Raw genomic sequence first — 1,060 nt, 5'->3', positions numbered from 1 at the left:
GAATACCGACCGCGACCTGCACCTGAACCGCACCACGCTCCGGAAGAGTGAGCGGCGCAGCGAGCGTCAACTCCTCGACCCGGTCGCAGCCGACCCCGTCACCGGCACAGAACGCCAGCTCAAGCATGGCAGTGCCGGGAAGGAGAATCCGGCCCATGACCGCGTGATCGACCAACCAGGGATGCGACTGGACGGACAGCCGACCAGTGAACAACGCGCCCTCGCTCTCGGCGAGTTCGACCGCCGCGCCCAGCAGCGGATGCTCGGCGGAACCCAGACCCGCCGCGCGCACATCACCGGCGGCACCGGACTGCGAACCCGCAGGCCAGAACCACTGGTGCTGGAAGGCGTACGTGGGCAACTCGACCCGCCGCGCACCGGCGAACAATGCCGTCCAGTCGACCGCCGGAACGCCCCGCACATGCAGCTGGGCCAACGCGGCGAGCACCGTCGACACTTCCGACCGGTCCTTGCGGAGCGCCGGTACGGTCACGGCGCCGTCCGGTACGGATTCCTGGGCCATGGCCGACAGCACACCGTCCGGCCCCAGCTCCAGGAACGTGGTCACACCCTGCTCGGCCAGCGTCCGCACGCCGTCCGCGAAGCGCACGGCCTCACGGACATGACGCACCCAGTACTCCGGCGAGCACAGCTCCTCGGCCGACGCCACACCACCCGTCAGGTTCGAGACCACAGACATACGCGGAGCCTCGTACGACAGGCCCTCCGCGACCGCACGGAACTCGCCCAGCATCGGGTCCATCAACGGCGAGTGGAACGCATGCGACACCCGCAGACGCGTCGTCTTGCGGCCTTGTTCCGCCAGCCGTGCCGCCACCGCCAGAACGGCATCCTCGTCACCCGAGACGACAACCGACGCGGGACCGTTGATGGCCGCGATCGATACATCCTCGGACAGCAGCGGAAGGACCTCGTCCTCCGTCGCCTGCACCGCCATCATCGAACCGCCCACCGGCAGCGCCTGCATCAACCGCGCCCGCGCCACCACCAGCGTGCAGGCATCCTCCAACGAGAACACCCCCGCCACATGAGCAGCGGC

At 69.2% G+C, this 1,060-nt stretch carries 1 protein-coding gene; it reads right to left on the bottom strand.

Annotated elements, in window-relative coordinates:
• Nucleotides 1-1,060: acyltransferase domain-containing protein (locus tag ABZW18_RS34810; RefSeq protein ID WP_356195539.1), on the bottom strand; the 1,060-nt coding region annotated here is incomplete at both ends.

Origin of the sequence: Streptomyces sp. NPDC004647, from assembly GCF_040609575.1 — a bacterium.
Taxonomy (GTDB): domain Bacteria; phylum Actinomycetota; class Actinomycetes; order Streptomycetales; family Streptomycetaceae; genus Streptomyces.
The sequence above is the reverse complement of the archived record's forward strand: the minus strand, read 5'-3'. Positions and strand labels throughout refer to the sequence as shown.